General features: G+C 48.4%; 18 protein-coding genes and 1 riboswitch. Of the genes, 8 read left to right on the top strand and 10 right to left on the bottom strand.

The window, feature by feature from the left end:
* Positions 1-109: 109 nt before the first annotated feature.
* From QBE55_11965 to QBE55_11975, 3 genes are read right to left on the bottom strand one after another with little or no spacing between them, the layout of a single operon-like run.
* Positions 110-847: an amino acid ABC transporter ATP-binding protein gene (locus QBE55_11965; protein WZL78224.1), complete on the bottom strand. Its 738-nt coding sequence runs from the start codon at positions 845-847 to the stop codon at positions 110-112.
* Positions 831-1,577 (bottom strand): amino acid ABC transporter permease, encoded by a 747-nt coding sequence (locus QBE55_11970; protein WZL78225.1) that lies wholly within the window; start codon positions 1,575-1,577, stop codon positions 831-833. Before QBE55_11970 ends, QBE55_11965 begins: the two co-directional genes overlap by 17 nt.
* Before the next feature lie 49 nt (positions 1,578-1,626).
* On the bottom strand, positions 1,627-2,466 hold the full coding sequence (locus QBE55_11975; protein WZL78226.1) for a transporter substrate-binding domain-containing protein: 840 nt from the start codon (positions 2,464-2,466) through the stop codon (positions 1,627-1,629).
* Positions 2,467-2,558: 92 nt separating this feature from the next.
* Positions 2,559-2,743, bottom strand: a riboswitch (Lysine riboswitch).
* Between the two features lie 205 nt (positions 2,744-2,948).
* Here QBE55_11975 and QBE55_11980 point away from each other — a divergent pair.
* Positions 2,949-3,638, top strand: a complete 690-nt coding sequence (locus QBE55_11980) for a DNA-3-methyladenine glycosylase (GenBank protein ID WZL78227.1) — start codon at positions 2,949-2,951, stop codon at positions 3,636-3,638.
* Here QBE55_11980 and QBE55_11985 read toward each other — a convergent pair.
* Entirely contained in the window at positions 3,603-4,880 is a 1,278-nt protein-coding gene (locus QBE55_11985; GenBank protein WZL78228.1) for an NAD(P)/FAD-dependent oxidoreductase, read from the bottom strand. The two genes, QBE55_11980 and QBE55_11985, sit on opposite strands and share 36 nt — an antisense overlap.
* Positions 4,855-5,463, bottom strand: coding sequence for a DUF1836 domain-containing protein (locus QBE55_11990; protein WZL78229.1), 609 nt, complete (start codon positions 5,461-5,463; stop codon positions 4,855-4,857). The genes QBE55_11985 and QBE55_11990 overlap by 26 nt, the downstream gene beginning before the upstream one ends.
* A 154-nt stretch (positions 5,464-5,617) precedes the next feature.
* Here QBE55_11990 and QBE55_11995 point away from each other — a divergent pair, with 154 nt between their 5' ends.
* Positions 5,618-6,340, top strand: a complete 723-nt coding sequence (locus QBE55_11995) for an SGNH/GDSL hydrolase family protein (protein WZL78230.1) — start codon at positions 5,618-5,620, stop codon at positions 6,338-6,340.
* Here QBE55_11995 and QBE55_12000 read toward each other — a convergent pair.
* The 3 genes from QBE55_12000 to QBE55_12010 all read right to left on the bottom strand — a co-directional run bounded on the left by QBE55_12000 (position 6,288) and on the right by QBE55_12010 (position 9,779).
* Positions 6,288-7,172, bottom strand: coding sequence for a DMT family transporter (locus QBE55_12000; GenBank protein WZL78231.1), 885 nt, complete (start codon positions 7,170-7,172; stop codon positions 6,288-6,290). The two genes, QBE55_11995 and QBE55_12000, sit on opposite strands and share 53 nt — an antisense overlap.
* A 1-nt stretch (position 7,173) precedes the next feature.
* Positions 7,174-8,028: a glycosyltransferase family 8 protein gene (locus QBE55_12005; protein WZL78232.1), complete on the bottom strand. Its 855-nt coding sequence runs from the start codon at positions 8,026-8,028 to the stop codon at positions 7,174-7,176.
* Positions 8,029-8,144: 116 nt separating this feature from the next.
* Positions 8,145-9,779 (bottom strand): class I adenylate-forming enzyme family protein, encoded by a 1,635-nt coding sequence (locus QBE55_12010; protein ID WZL78233.1) that lies wholly within the window; start codon positions 9,777-9,779, stop codon positions 8,145-8,147.
* Between the two features lie 313 nt (positions 9,780-10,092).
* Here QBE55_12010 and dnaK point away from each other — a divergent pair, with 313 nt between their 5' ends.
* From dnaK to QBE55_12030, 4 genes are read left to right on the top strand one after another with little or no spacing between them, the layout of a single operon-like run.
* A complete protein-coding gene (dnaK, locus tag QBE55_12015; GenBank protein ID WZL78234.1) occupies positions 10,093-11,823 on the top strand; it encodes a molecular chaperone DnaK in 1,731 nt (576 codons plus the stop codon).
* A 40-nt stretch (positions 11,824-11,863) separates the two neighbouring features.
* Complete coding sequence (locus tag QBE55_12020) at positions 11,864-12,697, top strand: DUF5685 family protein (protein WZL78235.1); 834 nt, start codon at positions 11,864-11,866, stop codon at positions 12,695-12,697.
* Entirely contained in the window at positions 12,694-13,422 is a 729-nt protein-coding gene (locus tag QBE55_12025; GenBank protein ID WZL78236.1) for a J domain-containing protein, read from the top strand. The genes QBE55_12020 and QBE55_12025 overlap by 4 nt, the downstream gene beginning before the upstream one ends.
* A gap of 24 nt (positions 13,423-13,446) precedes the next feature.
* Entirely contained in the window at positions 13,447-13,857 is a 411-nt protein-coding gene (locus tag QBE55_12030; protein WZL78237.1) for a hypothetical protein, read from the top strand.
* An 86-nt stretch (positions 13,858-13,943) separates the two neighbouring features.
* On the opposite strand, the gene QBE55_12035 is transcribed toward QBE55_12030, so the two are convergent.
* Positions 13,944-14,768, bottom strand: a complete 825-nt coding sequence (locus QBE55_12035; protein ID WZL78238.1) for an undecaprenyl-diphosphate phosphatase — start codon at positions 14,766-14,768, stop codon at positions 13,944-13,946.
* Between the two features lie 193 nt (positions 14,769-14,961).
* On the opposite strand from QBE55_12035, the gene QBE55_12040 reads away from it, so the two are divergent.
* The gene (locus QBE55_12040) at positions 14,962-16,008 is read left to right on the top strand and encodes an ATP-grasp domain-containing protein (GenBank protein WZL79937.1); all 1,047 of its coding nucleotides are present in this window, start codon (positions 14,962-14,964) and stop codon (positions 16,006-16,008) included.
* On the top strand, positions 16,005-17,156 hold the full coding sequence (locus QBE55_12045; protein WZL78239.1) for a KamA family radical SAM protein: 1,152 nt from the start codon (positions 16,005-16,007) through the stop codon (positions 17,154-17,156). The genes QBE55_12040 and QBE55_12045 overlap by 4 nt, the downstream gene beginning before the upstream one ends.
* Before the next feature lie 105 nt (positions 17,157-17,261).
* Here the strand turns inward: QBE55_12045 and QBE55_12050 are convergent, their stop codons facing one another.
* A complete protein-coding gene (locus QBE55_12050; protein ID WZL78240.1) occupies positions 17,262-18,335 on the bottom strand; it encodes a sugar kinase in 1,074 nt (357 codons plus the stop codon).
* Positions 18,336-18,420: the final 85 nt, after the last annotated feature.

Raw genomic sequence — 18,420 nt, forward strand, 5'->3', positions numbered from 1 at the left:
CCTTCTTTCTGCTACCATTGTGACAGATCTTTTCCGTCGTGTCAAACGCTAACCTCACTGCTTTTGAATGCACTTTCGTATTGCAGCCGTATTCCCGGCTCCGGCCTTTCTATGGCTGGAGTGTCCGCTTCAGGAACTCCCTGGTCCGGTTCTTTTGTGGATGGATCAGTACTTGCTCCGGGCTTCCTTCTTCTGTGATAACTCCCTGATCCATGAATACCACGCGGTCCGCCACATCCTTTGCAAACCCCATTTCATGCGTTACGACCAGCATGGTAAGCCCTGCCTCAGCCAGGCCTTTCATCACGTTCAGCACTTCCCCGACCATCTCCGGATCCAGGGCAGAAGTTGGCTCGTCAAACAGCAGGACATCCGGTTCCATGGACAATGCCCTGGCAATGGCAACACGCTGCTGCTGGCCCCCCGAGAGCTGCATGGGTCTGGCATCAATATACTGTTCCATTCCCACCACCTTCAGGTATTTCATGGCGATCTTCCTTGCCTCTTCCAGGGACCGCTTCAATACCTGCCGCTGGGCAACAATACAATTGGTCAACACGTTCAGATTATGAAACAGGTTAAACTGCTGAAACACCATCCCCAGTTTGGCGCGGTAGGAATAGATATTATTTCGTTTATCCAGGATGTTTCTGCCATCATAAAGAATCTCTCCTCCGCTGGGCTTCTCCAGCAGATTGATACACCGCAGCAAGGTGGACTTTCCGGAACCGGATGCACCGATGACACATACCACTTCCCCCCTGTTTATGGTAAAGTCAATGTCCTTCAGCACGTCATGGGTTCCAAAGGATTTGCTTAAGTGCCGCACTTCAATTACCTTCTCCATACTGCACCTCCTTTCCTTTCCGCACCTCATTCGCCAGGGTGTAATTCTTCGGCCCATCCAATCTTTTCTCAGTCATCCGGAGAATTCGGGTCACCGTAAATGTCATAATAAAATACAGGATACAGGCGATAAAAAAAGGCCCAAAAAAGCTGAAATGAATGCCTGCCACGGTACTGGTCTGAAAATAAAGCTCCGATATGGAAATGACATTCAGCACCGAGGTGTCCTTGATATTAATGACAAACTCGTTTCCGATGGCCGGCAGGATATTGCGGATCGCCTGAGGCAGCACCACTTTGGCCATAGTCTGAACAGGATTCATTCCCAATGCCTGAGCTGCTTCAAACTGCCCTGTGTCAATGGATACAATGCCACCCCGTATAATTTCCGCCATATAGGCGCCTGTATTGATGGAAACAATCAGAATTCCGGCAGCCATCCGGTCCATTTCAAATCCTGCCTGGGCTGATCCGTAATAGATCACCATAGCCTGTACAATCATGGGGGTGCCACGGAAAATTTCGATATAAACCGACAGAATGGCGTTGGCCGCCCTCAGAAGGATGCGCTTCCATCCGCCTTCCGGGACAGGTATGGTGCGTATGATTCCAGCCAGCAGCCCGATCATAAATCCAAATATGGTACCCAGAATGGACAGATAAAGTGTGACACCGGCACCCCGGAGATACATCGGCCAGTATTCTATAATGATTTTCATAATTTGTCCCATTCTATTTGCGAACCTCCTTCAACAGGAAACAGTGTTTTCCTTTTCCCGCTTATTCCGCAGACGGTTGATTTTTGATTGCGTCACCCATTATTTCCTTGCGTTCCTCTTCGGACAGGTTCTCCAGGATCTTATCGATCTCTTTCTTCAATGGACTGTTTTTAACAAGGCCCGCTGCGATTGCCGTATCATCCTCCGATGTGACAAACCCATCCTTGAATTCGACCATCTTCAGGTTGGGATCCGCCGATTGCGCACTGATTCCTTCCGGACGCTCGGAAACATATCCGTCCACGATGCCGGACTCCAGGGCCACACGCATGGTTGTAAATTTTTCCATGGCGGTCTGCTTCTGTGCCCCCTTGATTTGATCAATGACGGAATAATGGAATGTGCTCAACTGGGCGGTTATCTTTGCTCCCTTGAAATCCTGAATGGACGTTGCGTTTTCATAAGGGCCTCCCTTTTTCACCACCATCACCAGGTCCGAGTGATAATAATTGTCCGTGAAATCAATATTTTTCTTGCGCTCAGCCGTAGGCGACATGCCGGCAATAATGGCATCAATCTTGCCTGAACTCAGAGCGGGCTCCAGGCCTTCCCACTTGGTTTTGACAATTACCAGCTTCCGGCCCAGACCTTCTGCAATCCTTTTTGCAATCTCCACATCATATCCTCCGGCATATTCGGCATTGCCGTCAATTTTCACGCCGCCTCCGGACGAATCCAGCTGCGTCCAGTTGAAGGGAGGATAATCACATTCCATACCAACCCGGAAAACAGCATTTTCTCCCGAAGTACCGGCGCTCCCTGCATTTTTTTCCGTACAGCCCGGCATACAGAACAGGGCTGCCATGGACAGTACCACTAAAATGGATATTTTCTTATACATTCAACAATCCCCCTTTATTATTCCATAAAATAAAAAGCCTGAGATGAACTCAGGCAGTTAATGCATTACTTCCTTGATCCCTCCTCTTTCCCAAATGAGATAGCACACCTTAGTAAACCGGGAAGTTCACTGAGGCAGTCCTGCAGCTCTTAACTGCAGTCCCAGCATGCAATAGTCAGCCAATATTGCAGCTTCGGCGATATTTCCTTCTCCACGGCTTCCCTGCTCGGCTTACGCTCCGCCGGGGACTAATAAATACCGCGCCTCTACCTCACCTGCAAGAAGTGAGGTCATATATGAATTTTCTTAAGTTTATACGAAAAAACAGAGTCTGTCAAATATTTTTTCACGTTACTCAGTTATTTTTAGCGTTCATTATTTTCCTTTTAAAGGAAATGAAAAGCCTTGAAAACCAACATCGAATCCTATAAAATATTTTTATGTATTGGATACTGAAATCATTCTTTGGAGGAGGAAGATTCATGGAAAAGCTGGAGAGAAAATTTTACAGTTCTGGTGCCATAGAGGTGGCAAAAAATCTTTTGGGAAAATATCTGCTGCATCGGATCAACGGACAGGAACGCCTGGGGAAAATTGTGGAGACGGAAGCCTATATGGGGCCGGAGGACAAGGCTGCCCACTCCTGCAATAACCGGAGAACGAAGCGGACCGAAGTCATGTTTGGCCCTCCCGGCTATGCATATGTCTATCGGATATATGGCATGTACTCCTGTATGAATGTCGTTGCATCGGAAAGGGAAAGCCCTCAGGCGGTCCTGATCCGGGCACTGGAGCCGGTAAAGGGACTGGAAGAAATGGCAGAGGCACGATATGGAAAAAGTCTGTCGGATTGCGCCAAAAAGGATCGTCTTGACCTCACCAACGGTCCCGGCAAGCTTTGTATGGCAATGGGCATCACAGACCGGGACAGCGGGGAGAATCTATGCGGAAACCGGATTTTCCTCCTGAAAGGGGACCGGGAACCGGCATTCAACATGGTGACCACGACGCGTATCCATATTGATTATGCAGAGGAAGCCGTTCTTTACCCCTATCGGTTCTATATCGACGGGAATCCCTATGTCTCGGTGCGGGAGCGTAAGGCCGCCCGGGAGGCTTCTCCTTCCGGCCCGGTCTCAGAGCGCCGCATACCGGCCCGCAAGAAACCCTGAGGACCAGGCCCACTGAAGATTGAATCCACCGCACCGTCCGTCCACATCCATGATCTCGCCTGCAAAATACAAACCCTTCACTTTTCTGGACTCCATGGTTTCCGGGTTGATCTCCCTGGTATCGACGCCTCCTGCCGTAACCTGTGCACTGGGCCAGCTTCTTGCACCGCGGATCCGGAATCTCCAGTCCGTCAGGATTTCCGCAATTTTTTCCCGTTCTGCGGCAGAAAGACTGGAAGCAGGACGGTTTCTGTCATCCAGACCAGCCTCAAGAAGAACGACGGGAATCAAACGTTTGTTGATCAGTCCCACGAAGTTGAATTCAGCGGTCTTTTCGGGACCCGACTGAATTCTCCTGTCGATGAGATTCCTGATTTCTCCTTTGTCCATCCGATCCAGAATGCGGATCCTTAAAACCGGCTGCTTTCCCTGCTGCAGCAATTCCCCCGCCTTTCTGCTGATCTGAAGAATCGGCGGTCCGGATACTCCGTAGTTGGTGAACAGAATATCTCCCCTGTCTCCGGCAACGGATTTTCCTCTGTCCAGTATCCCGGCAGTTCCAACGAATTTTACTCCGTTCAGCCGCTTGAACCAGGGCCCATCCAGCATCAGCTGGACCAGGGCAGGAAACAGATCCGTAACATTGTGATCCAGCTTCCTCGCCAGATCCAGGCCATTTCCATCCGATCCGCTGGAAGGCATGGCTTTTCCCCCTGCTGCAAGGATTACCTTATCCGCCTCATAGATTTTCCCATCTTTTGTACGGATCAGAAATCCGCCCTTTCTTTTTTCCAGATCCTGTACATAAGAATCGCATTGAATGCGGACCCCCGATGCATTCAATTCATACAAAAGAACATCAAGCATGCTGGAAGCCTGATCAGACATGGGAAAAACTTTCCCCCTATCCTCCACCTTGTGTTGAATTCCCAGTTTCTCAAAAAATCGTATGGTCTCTTTCGGGGAAAAGGCGGACAGGGCATGGTGCACAAATTTGGGATTGCTCCCCAAATAGCAGTCGGCATCGGCAGTTATATTGGTGAAATTACAACGCCCATTTCCGGTCGCCAGGAGTTTTTTCCCCACCCTGGCATTCCGCTCCAGGATCGTTACCTCTGCACCCATTCTTTTTGCCGATATGGCAGCAATCATTCCGGCTGCCCCTCCTCCTGCCACAATTACATGATTTCTTTTCCGGTCCCGGACCTTTCTTTTCTCACTTTTTCCTGATTTCATTGTCATCCCGTTTCTTTTCCTGCTCTTTCTCCTGCTTTTTTCCCCTTTTCGGATTCGTTTCCCCCGAACCTTCCGGTCCGTCTTCTTCCTTCCGGTTTCGAATAATTTCAAGCAGCCTTTCACAAACCAGCTTCTGACAATAGCTGGAAACAGCCAGCCGCAGTGCAATGTCCGACAGGGATCCGGCATCCCAATCCGTATGAATCTGAGTGGATGTTTCTGTCAGAGCCTGGTCCAGAATGTTGCAGAATTTTTCATAAAAAGCTTCCTGGTTGTCTCCCTGCAGCTCCTGATGAAGAAGGAATCCGGTGTTTTCGACAGATAATATCTGCTTTAATATGCAGATCTCCGTCAATCCGGCCAGATGCTCCCTGGTGTACTTTTTTCCTTTCGCCCGGGGCAGCAACCTGCCCTTGATATAGTTGTTGATCATTGCCGAGGTAAGGCGGCCTTCCTCTTCAAAATGAATTAATTGTCGGTACATGTAGGAAACAACCTGATCCTTGTACAGGCCGATATCCGGAAAATCTGCCCAGTTGACCGGCCGTTCTCCATCCAGCTTTTCTTTTAACTGTATCAGTTCCTCCACTGGAACACTTCCTTCCTCTTTATCACGAACTACTTTATCATTTCCCATATAATTTCGCAAATGTTATTATCCAGCCGGATCTTATGATTTACTTTTTGAATATTGTGAGATATAATAATCAATACTATATTTGATGAGATACGGGAGGCACAAAATGGGAAGTGGGAAAAAATCAGATTTCGCATGCCTGTTCGGAGATTCCATAGGAAGAGGAGTGATTCTGGACAGCGTACGTGGCAGGTACATTCTGTTGAAAAACAGCTTTGTCAATCTTCTGAACAAAAATACAAAAATGAAGGTGGACAACTATGCAAAATTCGGATGCACCATTGAGACAGGAAAGAAAATGGTTGAAAAGCACGGGAAAGACCTTCCCCATTATCAATTTACCGCATTGGAATTTGGGGGAAACGACTGCGATTTTGACTGGGCTGCCATATCCGAGCATCCGAAGGGTTCCCATGTGCCCTTTACCCCATTGGCAAAATTTAGGGCCTTGTATTCTGAGGTAATTGAGCGCGTTTTCGACAGCGGCAGTCAACCCGTTATGCTTTCCCTGCCTCCCCTGGATGCAAAGCGATATTTTTCCTGGATTTCAAGGAACCGGAATGCAGAAAACATCCTTCATTGGCTGGGGGATGTGGAACATATCTATCGATGGCAGGAAATGTACAATCTTGCTGTCGTTGGACTGGCAGCCGCAAAGCAGGTCCCCCTCATCGATATCCGCCGGGCGTTTCTGGAAGCAAGAAACTATCCCAGCCTGTTTTGTGAGGATGGCATCCATCCCAATGAAGCGGGCCATTCCTTGATTACAGATACAATCAGGAGTTTTGTTGCTGAAACGCTTCCGACTCCAGCCGTTTTTTCGGTCTGATGCAGCCGACGGTCACAGCGGTCAGTATGATCAGCCCACCCAGGACGGAAAGAGCTCCGGGAAATTCTCCAACGGTAAGGAACACCCAGACAGGATTCAACAATGGTTCAATCAGGCAGATGAATGCGGACTGCAAAGCGGATATCTTCCGGATTGCCCTTGCGTAAAGTACATAGGAAAAGCCCAGTTGAAAGATACCCAGAAGGATTAGTCCAATCCAGCTGTTCTCATTTGGCACGGAACGGACCATGGAAGGCAACGTGATGAGGACGGTCAGGACACATCCCCAGAAGACATTTTCCAGCGGATCTGCGTCCTTTTCCCTTCTCATGAATATGGTATTCATTGCCATAGCCACTCCGCTCAAAGCGCCCATCAGGTTCCCCTTCAGGCTGCCGGTGCTCCTGTCATCCAGAAACAGCAAAACCATGCCCGCCAAAACAAACAGGATCACGAACCAATCCTTCGATTCCGCTTTTTCTTTCAGGAGCCGGCCACCAAGAATAGCAATATAAATGGGTGCCGTATACTGGAGCAGTATGGCACTGGCAGCTGTCGTCCTTTTCGTTGCAGAAACGCAGAAAATCATCATGGATGCATAGGATATCGCACCCAACAACTTATTCCATGAAAAATGAAACGTCGGTTTTTGAAGAAACAAAGACACGACGATTGCAGCGATCAGGCTTCGATAACCTGCTATGACCATGGGATTCAGGCTCAGCTGCTTGATCATCATCCCTCCGGTGCTCCAAAGAACCGCTGCGGACAACATCATGACAACAGGCAGGAATCCGGCCTGCTTTTTGACTTTTTTCTCTTGTATGTACATTCTATTTCTCCTGTTTCCATAACTTTTCAGGGCCTGTCCCATATTTCGCCGGACAGTCGGCAATTTTCTCATAGTGTTTATACAAGGAATGGAATTTCCCTCCGTAATTCTTGTTCCACGGTTTCTTTTTCCCGCAAAAATGCAAAAAAACGGTATTCCTTATGATATAATCCATGTCACACATGCCATTTGTCATTATTTTATAATAATAATAGTATCTGGCATCGTAATTGTAGCGTTTCTCATCCAGAGTCTTTATTTTACTTGCATAAAGGGCATTGATAATATCCTGGTCCGGCATAATCAGTTTAGCCCGATTCTTTTCCACAAAATCAAAAACCATCTGTTCGCTGATTTCCTTTCTTTGCAGCTCCAGATTCATCATTAATACGCCTGAATTATAGTAAGCCTTCATTTCCGGGGATTTCAGCCTTATTTTATTGATCTCCCGATTGGGAAGGACATCATGATAGGCAGCAGCAAACAGATATCCTTCCAGATCCGTTTCGTAGAGCTCCCTGACCGGATTGATAGCCAGAATATCCGGGTCCAGATACAGGATGCGGGTAATATCGGCAGGCAGAATCTTATAGGCCAGCAAACGATAATACATTTCCCTGGTATAGTGCAGAATGACAGGAGCATCCTGAAACAAATCCTGCTCTATTTTCACAATTTCAAGCTTCTGCCCGTCTTCCACAACAAAGCGGCTGAGATTTTTCAACTGCCGCTCCGGTATTGCGGATTGCATCAGATAAATACGAAAGTGCTCTCCCGGATTGTTCAAAAACAGGGATTTCAGCATAACCTTCAGCGGGTGGATATAATTGGAGTCCAACGCAACCAGTATATTCATGAATGGCTCCCTCCTTCCATATCAATCAAATTCCTGCCTGCCCCGGCATGAATGCAAATTTTACATAACACTCGTAGAAATATAATACCACGCTCCGGGGAAAAAGCAAGAAAAAACTACCTTGCAGACTGTGCTGCCACCAGGCAGGTGGCACCATATTTCGCCCGCAGGCGCATCTTCTCAATCTTTCCGGTCGGATTACGGGGAACCTTGTCAAAAATGATTTTTTTGGGCCGTTTGTAACGGGGCAGGGAACTGCAATACTCCATGATCTCCCGTTCCGTGCCATGCCAGAAAGGCTTCCGCTCAATCACGGCAGCAGCAATCTCCCCCAGTCTGGAATCCGGCAGCCCGATGACAGCCACATCCCGGATTCCCCTGTGGGAACGGAGAAAATTTTCGATCTGTATCGGATACAGGTTTTCTCCCCCGCTGATAATCACATCTTTTTTGCGGTCGACCAGATAGATAAACCCGTCTTCATCCCTCCTGGCCATATCTCCTGTCCGGAGCCATCCGTCCCGGAGAACCGCAGCAGTTGCTTCCGGGTCCTTATAATAGCATTTCATGACGCCTGGCCCTTTCACCTCCAGCTCCCCCACTGCCCCGTCTGCAGCGGAATCCCCATTTTCATCAACAATCCTTGCATTCCAACGGTATCCCGGTTTTCCGATGGCACCGACTTTTTTTATGTTTTCCACACCGAGATGAATGCATCCGGGTCCGACGGATTCGCTCAGCCCATAATTGGTATCATACTGATGATTCGGGAAATATTTTTTCCAGCGGCGAATCAGGCTGGGAGGAACCGGCTGCGCGCCGATATGCATCAAACGCCAATGGGAAAGATCATAATCCGAAAGGTTTACTTCTCCCTGCTCTATGGCATCCAGAATATCCTGTGCCCAGGGAACCAGCAGCCAGACTATCGTGACTGCTTCTTCTGAAATGGTTCTCAGAATCCATTCCGGTTTCAATCCGCGCAGCAATACCGCCCTGCTCCCTGTCAGCAGGCTTCCAAACCAGTGCATTTTGGCGCCGGTGTGATACAGTGGCGGAATGCATAAAAAGTTATCCCCATGGGTTTGCCCATGATGCTTTTGTTCCGTATAGCAAGCCGACAGCAGATTTCCATGAGTATGGAGAATCGCTTTGGGAAAACCGGTGGTGCCGGATGAAAAATAGATGGCAGCTTCCTCTTCGTCCGCAATGGGAATCCCGGGATCCTCCGAACAGCAATTGGCAGTCAGACGATCATAGCTTTCGGCAAAAAGCGGTCGCTCCTCCCCTGCAAAAAACAGCAGGCGGACCTGCGGGATCTGATCCTGTATCGCTTCCATCCGATCGGTAAACTCGCTTCCAAAAACCAAAACCGAAGCATCGGACCGCTCCAGACAATATTTGATTTCCTCTGCCGTATAACGAAAATTCAAAGGCACGGCAACGGCTCCGGCCTTTAATATTCCAAAATAAATCGGAAGCCATTCCAGACAGTTCATCAGAAGAATCGCCGCCTTGTCCTCCTTGTGGATGCCTCTCTGAAGCAGGAGATTGGCAAACCGGTTCGCTTTCTCATCAAATACCTTCCAGGTCATTTCCCTCCGGTATTCCCCCGCAGGGCTGTTTTCAATCAGTTCATAGTCCATCCAGCGGACATGATGATACTCCTGAAGATCCATATTGATCTCCGTAAGACATTTTTCCTGCCCGTATTTCCGGGCATTAAAGGACAATAATTCTGTGACAGGCATACTATTCCTCCATCCTTCCATACTACAGGATCTGATATACTTTGCACTCCATACTACATAATCCCTACAGCCTTGATTATAAAGCATAATCCGCAGACTGGCAACGAAAAAATATCAGAATTTTGGATTTTCATTCATGTTTTATTCACCTTTTATTCACAGAAAATTCATGAAGAATCCCGCTTCCCAGCCGTATCTCCGGGACTTCGTTAACATACAGTTCACAATAGCAAAGTATAATATGGCTCATATGATATACAAAAACAGGAAAACTAACGAATAGAAACGAAAGAACCAACAAGGAGAATACAAAATGGCAAAATTAATTGGTATCGATCTGGGTACCACAAATTCCTGTGTGGCAACCATGGAGGGCAATGAATCCATTATCCTTCCAAATGCAGAAGGAGAGCGTACCACTCCATCCGTTGTTGCATTTTCCAAAACCGGCGAACGACTGGTTGGACAGCTTGCAAAACGCCAGGCAGTGATCAATCATGAACGGACCATCAGCTCAATCAAGCGTAAAATGGGCAGTGATTACCATGTTGCAATAGATGGCAAAAAATATTCCCCGCAGGAAATCTCCGCGATGATCCTGCAGAAGCTGAAAATCGATGCGGAAAGTTATCTGGGCGAGAAAGTAACAGATGCCGTCATTACCGTTCCTGCTTATTTTACGGATGCACAGCGGCAGGCCACCAAGGATGCCGGAAAGATTGCAGGTCTGAACGTGCAACGTATCATCAATGAGCCTACGGCAGCCGCACTGGCATATGGCGTGGACAAGGAAACGTCTCAGAAAGTCATGGTCTATGACCTGGGCGGAGGAACTTTCGATGTCTCCATTCTGGACATCAATAATGGGGTAATTGAGGTACTCGCCACAGCAGGAAACAACCAACTGGGAGGAGATGATTTTGACAATTGCATAGTGGATTATCTGATCAACGAGTTCAAAAGGGAACACCGTTTCAATCTTTCCAAGGATCCCACCGCACTGCAGCGTGTCCGGGAAGCGGCAGAAAAGGCCAAGATTGAATTAAGCGGCGTGACATCCACAACAATCAACCTTCCCTTCCTCGTTGCCAGGGGGAAGGAGCCGCTCCATATGAACATGACGCTGACCCGGGCAAAGTTTGACGAATTAACTTCCCATCTCGTTGATGCGACCATGAATCCGGTCCGTCAGGCCATGGAGGATTCGGGCCTTTCCAGGGATGCTGTCAGCAAGGTTCTGCTGGTAGGCGGATCCAGCCGGATTCCCGCTGTTCAGAAGGCAGTGCGGAATTTCACGGGGAAGGAGCCGTTCAAGGGAATCAATCCGGATGAGTGCGTTGCAATGGGTGCCGCATTGCAGGCCGGTGTTCTGGCAGGAGATGTAAAGAGCCTGCTGCTTCTGGACATCACGCCACTTTCCCTGGGGATTGAAACACTTGGCGGGGTCTATACAAAAATCATTGACCGCAACACCACTCTTCCGATCAAAAAAAGTCAGGTCTTCACCACTGCCGCCAACTTTCAAACCTCCGTGGACATCCACGTTTTGCAGGGCGAAAGGGAAATGGCAAAATATAACAAGACCCTGGGCCGGTTCAAGCTGAAGGGAATCCGTCGTGCTCCAAGAGGGGTGCCTCAGATTGAAGTAACCTTCAGCATTGATGCCAATGGGATTGTAAATGTATCTGCCAGGGACCTGGGAACCGGAAAGGCACAGGATATTACCATTACCGCTTCTTCCAACCTGAGCCAGGCGGAGATTGATCAGGCAGTACGCGATGCTCAGGAATACGCCGCCGAAGATACAAGGCACAAAGAAGAAGTCAACGCCCTGAATGAAGCAGAGCAATTGATCTACAGGGCGTCTGCCATTATGAAAAAGTTGGATAAAAATGACCGGGCGCAGCTGAAAGATGCTGTGAAGCGTACCCAAAAGTCAATGAAGAGCAAGGATAATTCGCAGGTCCTGGCTGCCTGTCAGGAGTTGTCCTCCGTTCTGGAGACCATGGAGCAGAAAGTCCCCCATGATACGAAAGAAAAGTGATCCCTGAGCCAGGATGGGAACAATATAGAAAAATGATGGAGTGGGTGATAACGTGTTCGGCTATATTGTTGCCAATATTGACAAACTGACTCCGGAGGAAAAAAAACGATATCGCGGTTGTTACTGTGGTTTGTGCAAGGCATTGGGAGATCGGCATGGTTTGATCAGCCGCATGACCCTGAATTATGATATGACCTTTCTGGTTCTGTTTTTGTCCTCCCTGTATGAGCCGAAGACCACCGTGAAAACCGAAAGATGCATGATACATCCCCTGAAGCCGCATGAATATTGGCAAAACGATGTGGCAGCCTATGCAGCCGATATGAACATCGTTTTATCCTATTACGATCTTCTCGATGACTGGAAGGACGATAAGAAAGTATTGTCCCTGCTGGAGTCCGGACTGCTGGAACAGGAATTTCAAAAGACGGTATCCCGGTATCCGGATAAATCCGCAGTGATCCAGGAAAACCTCAGGAAACTTTCCGACATGGAAATTTCCGGAGAAATCAATCCGGATCTCCCTGCAAATTGTTTTGGTGATATAATGGGAGAAGTATTTGTCCCGAAGCAGGATGAATTCTCTGAAAAACTACGGGCATTCGGAAAATCTCTCGGCAGGTTTATTTATATTATGGATGCCTGTCTGGATCTGGAATCCGATATCCGGAAAGAACGCTATAATCCCATGACAATGCATTCTTCAGAGGATTTTTCGTCCGTTCTCAATCTGATGATGGCAGACTGTACGGAACGATACAAAAGTCTTCCCCTGGACCGGGATCAAAATCTAATTGAAAATATCCTTTATTCCGGAGTGTGGACAAGACTGGTATTCAAAAACAAGAAGAGAAATGAGAGATTGAAAACATGATATCCGATCCTTACAAGGTGCTTGGTGTTTCGCCAAATGCTTCGGATGAAGAAATTACAAAAGCCTATCGTAAATTGGCAAAAAAGTACCATCCGGATTTAAATCAGGGGGACAAGGAAGCTGCCCAAAAAATGAGTGAGGTCAATGCTGCCTACGAACAAATCAAGGAAATGAAAAAATCCGGCAACAGCAGCTATGGAGGACAGAGCTCATATGGCAACAACGGATCCAATCCTTCCGGAAGCCAGCAGGATCCATTCGGCGGGTTCGACCCATTTGGAGGATTTGATCCGTTCGGCGGATTCGGTCCGTTTGGCGGATTCGGTCCGTTTGGGGAAGGCGGATCCTATAACAGAAACAGGCAGCGCAGACAGCAATCTGCATTTGATCCGGTCATCAGTTATCTGAACGCGGGTTATTATGAGGAAGCATTGAATGTACTGGCAGGAATGTCAGACAGGACTGCGGAATGGTATTATTATAGTGCGCTTGCAAATTCCGGTACAGGCAATCGCATCACAGCCCTTGATCATGCAAGAACCGCTGTCCGGATGGATCCGGACAACAGGGAATACCGGAGACTTCTGAATCAAATCGAGCATGGCGGAAGGGTTTATCAGCAGCAAAGCCGGGGGTTTGGCATGCCGGAAGGCACCATCAACCAGATATGTTGCGGGCTTTGCCTGGCAAGAATGTGTTGTCCCATTTATATCGGGCCATGCTAATCATGAGGATAAGGAGCTATAAAATTGGGAAAATTTACTGACAAATTATCGCGTTTCATGTACGGAAGATATGGTGCAGATCAGCTGTATATTGCTTTGTTTGTACTTTATTTTGTAGTATTGGTCATCAATATGTTCACCCGTTCCTGGATTGTTGATGTCCTGATGTGGGCAATTCTGGTCTGGCTGATCTTCCGGACCTTTTCACGCAACATTTACAAAAGACAAAGGGAAAATGAGATATTCCTGAAATTCTGGAACCCCATCCAATCGGAGTTTTCTCTGTTTTTCCGCAGGATACGTGAAATCCGGACCCATCGTTTCCGCAAATGCCCTCATTGCAAAGCGGTGCTTCGCCTTCCCCGCAAACGGGGAAAAAACACGGTAAGATGTCCTCGCTGCCAGACCAGATTTCAGGTGCGGGTTTTCTTTTGATCCTCCTCTTTCCCCGCTGATCAAAGGTCTTTGCACCGGCCTTCTTGCGGGGGGATTATTCTCTCCCCACCAGTGTCCTGCGCCGTTCAGCGGAACAGGAGAAAGTAACCGATCACCAGAATCCCCAGCACAATCCGATACCATCCAAAAGCCTTGAAATCATTGTTCTTGATATAACTCAGCAGAAACTTAATGGCTGCAATGGAAACGACAAAGGCAACGATCATGCCGGTAATCAGAAGGGCAGCTTCCATGCCGGTAAAATGGAGTCCGAATTTGACCAGCTTCAGGGCACTGGCTCCAAACATAACGGGAATGGAGAGAAAGAAGGAATATTCCGCTGCCAATGGACGGGAAGTGCCAAGCAGAATTCCGCCGAGAATGGTTGCTCCGGACCGGGATGTTCCCGGGATCAGGGACAGAACCTGAAACAGCCCGATTTGAAAAGCAGTCTGATACGACAAATTGTGAAAGGACTGCATCGTTGGTCTCCGGGTTTTATTCCGGTTTTCCACAAGGATAAACAAAATACCGTATAGAATCAGGGTAACGGCAACCGTTATGTAGTTATACAGGTGTTCATCCAGCCAGTCATCGAAAAGAACGCCGAGAACCGCTGCCGGTAAAACACCGACGATTACCTTGCCCCAGATTGCCAGGGTATCCTTCTTCTGACGACTGGTTTTCCTCCGGGAAAAAGGATTCAGCTTGTTGAAATAAAGCAAAACGACAGCCAATATGGCTCCCAACTGGATGACAACCAGAAACATCTCCTTAAATGCAGGGGATGTCTTTAATTGAATGAATTCGTCCAGTAAAATCATATGTCCGGTACTGCTGATCGGCAGCCACTCCGTAATTCCTTCCACAATTCCCAGGAGTACTGCTTTCAGCAACTCAATGATTGGCATATTCTTTTCCTCCAGTAACAGTATTTCCTACATTACTTCTTTTCTCTTTTTAAAAATCAATTGCAGGACAGGTATATTCTACATCATAAAAAGAAACCTTTCAACGTACAAAAATATATTGACATTCTCTTCTTTTTGGCTATACTTAAGCTGAACAAAATACTTATCTTTCAGGAAAGGTTGGTAATTGAACATGGAACAAATGGATTCCGAAGTTCCCCTCCCCAGACGTACCCTAACAGTGGGTATCGTGTACAACCTGAAAAAGGGATTGAAGAGGGATACCCCGGATGCTGAAGCGGAATATGACAGAATCGATACGGTATATGCGATCCGGTCCGCTCTGGAAGAAAAGGGTCACAGAACGGTATTGCTGGAGGCAGATGAAGCATTGCCGGAAAAACTGCGTCATGAGCAAATGGATATTGCTTTCAATATTGCCGAAGGCCTGTATGGAAGAGGCCGCGAGGCGCAGGTTCCGGCTATGCTTCATTTTTTTGGAATACCGTTTACCGGATCGGACGAAACGACGTTGTGCATTGCACTGGACAAGGCGCTGACAAAGCGGATCGTATCCTCCTACAAGGTTCGGACACCCAAAAGTATCGTTTTATCCGCCAAAACATCGCTTTCCACCGGTTCCCTTCATTATCCGGTCATCATCAAGCCCAATGCAGAAGGATCCAGCAAAGGAATCTCGGATGTCAGTATCGTAAAAAATAAAAAGGAACTTCAGGAGCTGGCAGGCAGAAATATCCACCTTTACCAACAGGATATGCTGGCTGAAGAGTACATCGATGGACGGGAGTTTACGGTTGGAATCCTTGGAAACGGCCGGGACGCCAGAGTGTTCCCGCCTATGGAGATCCGATACCGGAAACCCACCCAGGAAAACTATCATGTCTATAATTATAAACTGAAACAAAGCTTTACGGAATATCTGGAATACCAATGCCCTGCCGATCTGACAAAAGGCCAGGAAAAGGAAATGACGGGGATGGCAAGGAAAGTCTACGATGTCCTTGGCTGTATGGATCTTGCCCGGGTGGATTTCCGGATGTCGCCCGACGGGAGAATCCATTTCATTGAGGTTAATCCCCTTCCCGGACTGGCTCCCGGTTACAGTGACTACCCAATGCTTGCCGAATTCTGCGGTGTCTCCTATTCTGATCTGATCAACGGAATCCTGGAAGCTGCTCTGAAAAGACAGGAAACCAAGAGACGGGGTGAGATTGCATGACCAGTTGGAAGGATTCCATTCCGGTACAATCCTGGAATAATTGGAAATGGCAGCTTGCCCACAGGATTACAAATACTGAAATGCTGTCGGAAGTACTTAACTTGTCCGAACAGGAAAAAACAGATATCACCACATGCCTGAAACAGTTCCGAATGGCGATCACCCCCTACTATGCATCTTTGATACATCCGGAGGACAGAAACGATCCCATCCGTATGCAGAGTGTCCCATCGATTCAGGAAACGTTTTACTGCAGCGATGACCTGGACGATCCCCTGAATGAAGTGGAAAGCAGCCCGGTTCCCAATATTGTTCACCGCTATCCGGACCGCGTGCTGCTCCTGGCAACCTATGTCTGTTCCATGTATTGCCGCCATTGCACCCGCCGCAGAGTTGTCGGGGAGGAAGACGGAATGATCACAGAGAGCGAATTGGAAATGGCTTTGGACTACATCCGGTCTCATGAGGAAATCCGGGATGTCCTGATCTCCGGAGGCGATCCTCTGACAATGAATACAAAAAAGCTGGAATCCATTATTGCCGGACTTCGTGCGATCCCTCATGTGGATATTATCCGCATCGGCACGCGGGTTCCTGTGGTTCTGCCCATGCGGATCACCGAAGAACTCCTTGCCATGCTGAAAAAATATCAGCCGATCTGGATCAACACGCATTTCAATCATCCCCGGGAAATCACCCCGGATGCGGAACGGGCGTGCACTGCCATAGTAGATGCCGGCATCCCCCTTGGTAACCAGAGTGTACTGCTGCGGGGAATCAATGACAACGCGGAGGTAATGAAGGATCTCCTGCTGAAACTGGTCCATATGCGGGTGCGCCCCTATTATCTGTATCAGTGTGACCTGTCCAGGGGTATCTCCCACTTCCGGACCGATGTGGATACCGGAATCAACATCATGCATCAGCTCACCGGCTATATTTCCGGCTTTGCCGTACCGAAATATGTAATTGATGCCCCCCACGGCGGCGGAAAAATTCCCATCAATTATAACTATGTTCTCCGCAAGGATGACCGCGAGGTCCTGCTTGAGAACTACAAAGGCGAAAGATACTGCTATCCGGTTCCCCGGAGGTCAAAAATACAAACGGCTCCCGAATGCCACCCTGTCAGGGCTTCCACAAGATAGACCTATATATAATGACATTTTGGGAGAAAAGCAAAACAGCACCTTCCCCATCATCGGGAGGTGCTGTTTTGATCCCTGCTCTTTGCTCCGTCGTTCTGCCTGCTTTTACCTCTTTACTCTCGCATTTCCTTCCCAAATGCTCCAGACCTGCTCCTCATCCGCAGGCTGTGCATAATCCGTCAGGAAGGTGGTGGCCATGGCACCGGTGGCCCAACCGAACTGAAGCCATTTTTCCGGCTCCCAGCCCTTCAGGATTCCATACAGCAGACCGCCGACAAAAGCGTCTCCCCCGCCGATCCGGTCCAGTACGGTAATCTTGCGGGGTTCCGCTGCATGCCAGTTCTCCCCTTCCAGCATGATGGCACCCCACATATGATAGTTGGTGCTGATCACCTGACGCAGTGTGGTGGCAAATACCGAAGCGTTGGGGAACATCTTCCGGACGCTGCCAATCATAGCCCTGAAGCTGTCTGTCTCTGCCGCAACGTTCCTGCCGCCTGCTTCCGGTCCTTTCATTCCGAAACACAGCTGAAAGTCTTCCTCGTTGCCTACCAGAATATCGGAAAGACCGGCAATCTCCATAAAGATATCCCTCAGCTCCTTTTCCCTGTCCTTCCAGAAAGAAGCACGGTAGTTGAGATCAAAAGAAATCCGCGTGCCATACTTCTTGGCTGCTTTGGCAAGATCCAGACAGAAAATACTGGTTTCATGGGACAGAGCAGCAATCAAACCGGACAAATGCAGAATTTGAACTCCTTCCTGACCAAAAAGACGATCCAGGTCAAAGTCCTTGCTGTTCAGCGTCAGTCCGACTTCCCCGGCACGATCGTTGTGAACCCTGGGGCCGCGGGATCCAAAGCCGCTGTCCGCAATATTGAACTGATGCCGGTAACCCCATGGCCCGCCCTGCGGAACATCGATTCCTTCGTAGGACATATGTCTGCCTGCAAGATTGTTTTTGATGAACGCAGCAATGGGACTATCCTTTACAAAAGTCGTCAGGACCTTTACGGGAAGCCCCAGATAAGACGAAATGCTGGCCACATTGGTCTCGGCACTGGTCGCCTGCATGGTAAACGTGTCGCTGCAGTGCACCGGCTGTCCCCCGGCAGGGGTAATCCGAACTCCCATACTCGTCGGTACTACAAGGGAATAGGTAAAATCTTTTCGTAACTCCATGGAAATCCACACTCCTCATTGATAGATTCATAGTGTATCTGTTGTACAGTTTTGCATATTATTGATAAAAATGCATAGCACGGCT

It is taken from the genome of Eubacteriales bacterium mix99, assembly GCA_038396605.1.
Taxonomy (GTDB): domain Bacteria; phylum Bacillota; class Clostridia; order Caldicoprobacterales; family DTU083; genus UBA4874.

What these genes read in the sequence shown, in the direction of transcription:
- QBE55_11980 (WZL78227.1), top strand. Translation starts at nt 2,949, where the DNA reads ATGGAAAAGCTGGAGAGAAAATTTTACAGTTCTGGTGCCATAGAGGTG.
- QBE55_12035 (WZL78238.1), bottom strand. Translation starts at nt 14,768, where the DNA reads ATGCCAATCATTGAGTTGCTGAAAGCAGTACTCCTGGGAATTGTGGAA.
- QBE55_12010 (WZL78233.1), bottom strand. Translation starts at nt 9,779, where the DNA reads ATGCCTGTCACAGAATTATTGTCCTTTAATGCCCGGAAATACGGGCAG.
- QBE55_12000 (WZL78231.1), bottom strand. Translation starts at nt 7,172, where the DNA reads ATGTACATACAAGAGAAAAAAGTCAAAAAGCAGGCCGGATTCCTGCCT.
- QBE55_12050 (WZL78240.1), bottom strand. Translation starts at nt 18,335, where the DNA reads ATGGAGTTACGAAAAGATTTTACCTATTCCCTTGTAGTACCGACGAGT.
- QBE55_11965 (WZL78224.1), bottom strand. Translation starts at nt 847, where the DNA reads ATGGAGAAGGTAATTGAAGTGCGGCACTTAAGCAAATCCTTTGGAACC.
- QBE55_12025 (WZL78236.1), top strand. Translation starts at nt 12,694, where the DNA reads ATGATATCCGATCCTTACAAGGTGCTTGGTGTTTCGCCAAATGCTTCG.
- QBE55_11985 (WZL78228.1), bottom strand. Translation starts at nt 4,880, where the DNA reads ATGACAATGAAATCAGGAAAAAGTGAGAAAAGAAAGGTCCGGGACCGG.
- QBE55_11970 (WZL78225.1), bottom strand. Translation starts at nt 1,577, where the DNA reads ATGGGACAAATTATGAAAATCATTATAGAATACTGGCCGATGTATCTC.
- QBE55_11975 (WZL78226.1), bottom strand. Translation starts at nt 2,466, where the DNA reads ATGTATAAGAAAATATCCATTTTAGTGGTACTGTCCATGGCAGCCCTG.
- QBE55_11995 (WZL78230.1), top strand. Translation starts at nt 5,618, where the DNA reads ATGGGAAGTGGGAAAAAATCAGATTTCGCATGCCTGTTCGGAGATTCC.
- QBE55_12040 (WZL79937.1), top strand. Translation starts at nt 14,962, where the DNA reads ATGGAACAAATGGATTCCGAAGTTCCCCTCCCCAGACGTACCCTAACA.
- QBE55_12045 (WZL78239.1), top strand. Translation starts at nt 16,005, where the DNA reads ATGACCAGTTGGAAGGATTCCATTCCGGTACAATCCTGGAATAATTGG.
- QBE55_12005 (WZL78232.1), bottom strand. Translation starts at nt 8,028, where the DNA reads ATGAATATACTGGTTGCGTTGGACTCCAATTATATCCACCCGCTGAAG.
- dnaK (WZL78234.1), top strand. Translation starts at nt 10,093, where the DNA reads ATGGCAAAATTAATTGGTATCGATCTGGGTACCACAAATTCCTGTGTG.